Here is a 4,434-nt window from a genome sequence, read left to right on the forward strand (position 1 = left end):
CGGGCAAGTGGCGCCGTTCCGATTGCCACCGGCGAAAGCGAGGCTACCCGCTACGCCTTCCGCGACCTTGCCGTGCTCAAAGCCGCCGACATCTTCCAGCCCGATCCCGCCTTCTGCGGCGGCATCAGCGAGGCGATGAAGATCGGCACCATCGCCAGCGCCTTCAATCTGCGCTTTGCACCGCATTTGTGGGCCGGCGCGCCCTGTTTTTTCGCAGGCTTGCATGTCTGCGCCGCCTCGCCGTCGAGTTTCACCGTCGAATATTCGCTCGGCGCCAACCCGATGATCCATGATCTGGTCGAAGAGACTGTCGAAGCCAGGGACGGTATGATAGCGATCCCGGAAAAACCGGGTCTGGGATTCACCATTTCGGAGCGGTTCCTGGAGGCGCACGCGCAACGCGGTTGACGATGAAAGAAAAGAACCTTCTCGCGGAACTCGCTGCCTACCTGTTCTCCCATTCGGACAAGGAGAGCGGCCGAACGCCATCGGAGCGCGAACTGGCGGAGCATTTCGCCGTCAGCCGCGGTCAGATCCGCGAGGCGCTGGCCATCCTGGAGGCCATGCGCATCGTTGAGCGCCGGGCCAAATCCGGCATCTACATCGACACCAAGCAGGCCAGTGTGGAGGCCATGGCGCTCTTTGCCCGCGCGGGCCTCCCGCTCGACCCGATCCAGATCTACGAGACGGTCGAACTGCGCAAGATCCACGAGATCAAGGCGGCCGAACTTGCCTGTTCGCGTGCCACCGAGGAGAATTTCGAGCGGCTGCGCGAAATCCTGAAGGCTTCGGAAGAGCGCATCGCCGCCGGCGAAGGGCTTGCCAGGGAAGACCGCGAATTTCACCTCGAAATCGTGCGCGCCACCAAGAACAGCGTCTTCCACAATGTCTGCAGCGTCTACTACATGATGGGCGAGCAGCGCCTGCCGATCTATTTCAACGACCCCGAGCGCAACGTGCGCTCGCATGCCGAGCATATCCAGATCTATGAAGCGCTGCTGCGCCGCGACGGCAATCTCGCACAGGCGCTGATGAGCGCCCATCTGCAGGGCGCTGAGAGCTACTGGAAGGGCCTGATCGAGGGCCATGGCGAGGAGCCGCAAAGCCCGGCGCTCGAAAAAGCCTGACCGACATGGCTCGTATCCTCACGACGCACCCTCTGCACCCGCGCGCCTCGGCTATGCTCTCCGGCGCCGGCGAGCTCGTCGTCGCCTCCGCCATCGATCCGGCCACGCTGGCCGCCGAGGCGAAAAATGCCGACATCGTCATCGTGCGCGCGCCGCTGCCCCCACAGCTTTTCGACGGCGCAAAGCTGCTGCGGGCGGCAATCCGTCATGGCGCCGGGCTCGACATGATCCCGATGGAAGCAGCGACGGCCGCCGGCGTGCTGGTGGCGAATGTGCCGGCGGTCAATGCCCGATCGGTGGCCGAACACGTCATGTTCGTGGCCCTCGCCTTTCTGCGCAACTTCCGCGTCGTCGACCGCGACCTGCGCGCCAAAGGCTGGCTTGCCGGCCGCGAGCACGCCAACGCCAACAGCGAGCTTGCCGGCAAGACGATCGGCATCGTCGGCCTCGGCGCCGTCGGCCAGGCGGTCGGCCATATCGCCGCGCACGGCTTCGACCTGAAGGTGGTGGCAACGACGCGCAGCATGCAGCCGGCGCCGGACAAGGTCGGCTTCCTGTCGATCGACGCTCTCGTCGAGCAGAGCGACATCATCGTTCTGTGCTGCCCGCTGACGCCGGAAACGCGCGGCCTGATCAACCGTGAGCGGATCGCCCGCATGAAGCCGCAGGCGCTGCTGATCAACGTGTCGCGCGGACCGGTCGTCGACGACGACGCGCTGATCGAGGCCTTGCAGAAACGGCGCATCGGCGGCGCCGCGCTCGACGTGTTTGCGACGCAGCCGCTGCCGTCGAACCATCCCTATTTCGGCTTCGACAATGTTATCGTCACGCCGCACATGGCGGGGATCACCGAGGAATCGATGATGCGCATGGGCGTCGGCGCGGCGGGCGAAGCCCTGCTGGTGCTGGCGGGCAAGCTGCCGGTCAATCTGCGCAATCCAGAAGTGGTCGATCACTATCGGCGGCGGTTTCCGGCGAGCCTGTAACCCATCGCGGTTTCGCCCCAATTCTCCGCGACGTTGAGAGCCATGCCCGGTCTCGCCTTCCTCTTTGTCGCTGCCTGTTCGCTCTGTGCCATGCCGGCATTCGCGGCCGAGAGCAGTTATGTCTATTGCGACAACGGGCTGCGCTGCTTCAAGGCGCCCTGCCCGTCCAACAGCGCACTCGACCTTGCCACCGGGACGATCATCAAGGGCGTGTCGATCGACCCCAGCGGCCTGCCGCAGGCCGACAAGGCCATAACCGATCTTTCCGACGCGCTTTATGCAGGCAAGATCGTCGTCAGGGGCTCGATCGAGCACCGCACCCAGACGATCGCCGGCAAGGAGTACAATTTGCCCTGGCTGGTCGCGACCCGTATCGTACGGACCGCCAAGGACAGCGAACGCAAGCACTGTTCGTCGCGCTGATGGGCGGTTCAGCCCTGCTCACGCGCCAAGCAGCTGCTCCACCTCTGCTGCTATGCGCAGCAGGCGTTGGTCATGGCCGTTGCGCGCCACCAGCATCAAGCCGGCGGGCAGCTGAGTGCTCGGCATCGGCAGCGAGATCGCGCAGAGATCGAACTGGTTGGCAACCTGCGTGTTGCGCAGCAGCAGGCCTTCGGTGCGGTCACGCAACCCGGCGTCGTCAGACATCGAGACGATAGTCGGCGCCGTCACCGGTGTGGTCGGCAAGGCCAGCACATCGACCGAGGACAGCCGCTCGTCCATGGCGGCGGCGAGCGCTGTACGACGGCGCATTGCCCGGATGTAGACAGGCGTCGGCAGCATGGCTGCCCGCGACAAAGGTCCGCTGACATGCGGGTCGACCGGTACCGAAGCTCCTGTCGCCAGCCAGTCGGCATGCACTTCGGCCCCTTCCATCGCGGCGATCGAACCACGCTTGGTGGCCGCGCGCAAATCGGCAAGCAGATCGTCGATCGACAGATCCTCGATCCGCGCGCCCGTCTGCTCGATCTTGCCAAGGCAGCGGTCGAACGCGGTCGCCACCTCGTCTTCCGTCTCTTCGAAAAGGACGCCGCGCGGAATGCCTATGCGAAGCCCTGCCAGGGCAATCGGCGTCAGCGCGGTCGGCACCTCACCGGCCATCACGGCGTCGGCGGCGGCACACTGGGCGACGGTTCGGGCAAGCGGACCGATCGAGTCCAGCGTGGCCGACAGTGGGAACGCGCCGGCGAGCGGCACACGTCGCGCCGTCGGCTTGAAGCCGACGACACCGTTGAGTGAAGCCGGAATGCGTATCGAACCGCCGGTGTCGGAACCGATCGATATTTCGCTCGTGCGCTCGCCGACGGAAACGCCGGCGCCTGAGGAAGAACCACCCGGAATGCGATTGGTGTCCACAGCATTGCCGGGCGTGCCGAAATGCTGGTTGTCGCCGATCGCGGTGAAGGCGAATTCGGTCATGTTGGTCTTGCCGATGATAACCGCGCCGGCCTGCCGCAGCCGGCTGACGATCGCGGCATCGCGCAGCGGAGGTGCTGCGGCCTTGAGCATCAGCGAGCCGGCCGTGGTTGGCTCGCCGGCGACATCGAACAAATCCTTGATCGAGACGATGCTGCCGTCGAGCGGCCCGAGCGTCACGCCGGCTTGGCTGCGCGCATCGCTGGCATCGGCCGCGGCCCGCGCGGCTTCGGCATAGAGCTTCGTGAACACACGCTCTTCGCCGGCACGGGCGGCGAGGCGCGCAAGGATGGTTTCCAGATGATCACGGACGGATTGCATTTTCGGTGTCGGACTCCGGACGCCTTGAACGTCTTAAGGGATAGCGGCCAGTGCCTGGCTTGCCGAGACTTAACCCGGCGCAGACGGTTTTGCACCCTGTCGAATGCGAGGAAAATCCGATGCTCTACAAAGGCAGTTGCCACTGCGGCAAGGTCGCCTTCGAATTCAAGGCCGAACTGACCAGCGCCATCAGGTGCAATTGCTCGATCTGCTCGCGCAAGGGCGCCCTGTTGTGTGCCATCCCGCACGGGACCTTGCGGGTCCTGGCCTGGGGCGACGATTTGGGCACCTACACATTCGGCAATCATGCCATCGCGCACCGGTTCTGCCGGGCCTGCGGCATCCATCCCTTTGCGGAGGATGTCCGCGAGGGCCGTGAACGCAGCGCCTACATCAACATCAACTGCGTGGCCGATCTCGACCCCTCGACCCTGTCGGTCTTCGATTTCGACGGGCGGTCGGCCTGAGTTCGCTCGTCGCTGCCGTCACAACGGCGTCGACCCGAAAACCGTGATGGTTCTCGGGCCGACGCGCAGGTGTCAGGGAAGCCTGATTGCGGCGAGGCTACTCGGCCTGCTTCGGGC

6 protein-coding genes are annotated in these 4,434 nt (G+C 65.1%); 5 read left to right on the forward strand and 1 reads right to left on the reverse strand.

Translation table 11 applies throughout. From position 1 onward, the window contains the following. The 4 genes from EOA22_RS25220 to EOA22_RS25235 form a co-directional block, all read left to right on the forward strand. A partial coding sequence (locus EOA22_RS25220) for an enolase C-terminal domain-like protein (protein WP_281040785.1) occupies window positions 1-408 on the forward strand: 408 nt, incomplete at its 5' end. 2 nt (window positions 409-410) lie between these two features. Next, window positions 411-1,127, forward strand: coding sequence for a FadR/GntR family transcriptional regulator (locus EOA22_RS25225; RefSeq protein ID WP_013529506.1), 717 nt, complete (start codon window positions 411-413; stop codon window positions 1,125-1,127). A gap of 5 nt (window positions 1,128-1,132) precedes the next feature. Further along, window positions 1,133-2,113, forward strand: a complete 981-nt coding sequence (locus tag EOA22_RS25230; RefSeq protein ID WP_127390289.1) for a hydroxyacid dehydrogenase — start codon at window positions 1,133-1,135, stop codon at window positions 2,111-2,113. 42 nt (window positions 2,114-2,155) lie between these two features. Further along, window positions 2,156-2,536, forward strand: coding sequence for a hypothetical protein (locus EOA22_RS25235; protein ID WP_063169047.1), 381 nt, complete (start codon window positions 2,156-2,158; stop codon window positions 2,534-2,536). Between the two features lie 18 nt (window positions 2,537-2,554). On the opposite strand, the gene EOA22_RS25240 is transcribed toward EOA22_RS25235, so the two are convergent. Next, window positions 2,555-3,850 (reverse strand): amidase, encoded by a 1,296-nt coding sequence (locus EOA22_RS25240; RefSeq protein ID WP_063169048.1) that lies wholly within the window; start codon window positions 3,848-3,850, stop codon window positions 2,555-2,557. A 119-nt stretch (window positions 3,851-3,969) separates the two neighbouring features. Here EOA22_RS25240 and EOA22_RS25245 point away from each other — a divergent pair, with 119 nt between their 5' ends. Then, a complete protein-coding gene (locus EOA22_RS25245) occupies window positions 3,970-4,317 on the forward strand; it encodes a GFA family protein (RefSeq protein ID WP_063169049.1) in 348 nt (115 codons plus the stop codon). Window positions 4,318-4,434: the final 117 nt, after the last annotated feature.

Source organism: Mesorhizobium sp. M7A.F.Ca.US.014.04.1.1 (assembly GCF_003998745.1).
Classification (GTDB): Bacteria; Pseudomonadota; Alphaproteobacteria; order Rhizobiales; family Rhizobiaceae; genus Mesorhizobium; species Mesorhizobium ciceri.

Coding starts and splice junctions, on each gene's coding strand:
- EOA22_RS25225 (WP_013529506.1), top strand. CDS start 411: ATGAAAGAAAAGAACCTTCTCGCGGAACTCGCTGCCTACCTGTTCTCC.
- EOA22_RS25240 (WP_063169048.1), bottom strand. CDS start 3,850: ATGCAATCCGTCCGTGATCATCTGGAAACCATCCTTGCGCGCCTCGCC.
- EOA22_RS25245 (WP_063169049.1), top strand. CDS start 3,970: ATGCTCTACAAAGGCAGTTGCCACTGCGGCAAGGTCGCCTTCGAATTC.
- EOA22_RS25230 (WP_127390289.1), top strand. CDS start 1,133: ATGGCTCGTATCCTCACGACGCACCCTCTGCACCCGCGCGCCTCGGCT.
- EOA22_RS25235 (WP_063169047.1), top strand. CDS start 2,156: ATGCCCGGTCTCGCCTTCCTCTTTGTCGCTGCCTGTTCGCTCTGTGCC.